Here is a 255-nt window from a genome sequence, read left to right as displayed (position 1 = left end):
TGAATCGTTAGCGGCGGACGGGTGAGTAACACGTGGGCAACCTGCCCTGTAGACGGGGATAACACCGAGAAATCGGTGCTAATACCGGATAATACGAAAGGTCGCATGATCTTTCGTTGAAAGGCGGTGCAAGCTGTCGCTACAGGATGGGCCCGCGGCGCATTAGCTAGTTGGTGAGGTAACGGCTCACCAAGGCGACGATGCGTAGCCGACCTGAGAGGGTGATCGGCCACACTGGGACTGAGACACGGCCCA

Annotated in this window: 1 rRNA gene; it reads left to right on the top strand. The window is 57.6% G+C overall.

Annotated elements, in window-relative coordinates:
* Positions 1 to 255: ribosomal RNA gene (locus K1I44_RS15225) — 16S ribosomal RNA — on the top strand; the annotation flags it as partial.

Origin of the sequence: Anoxybacillus sp. ST4 (assembly GCF_019448545.1) — a bacterium.
In the GTDB taxonomy this organism is placed as follows: domain Bacteria; phylum Bacillota; class Bacilli; order Bacillales; family Anoxybacillaceae; genus Anoxybacillus; species Anoxybacillus pushchinoensis.
This window is presented reverse-complemented; position numbering and strand designations above follow the sequence as displayed.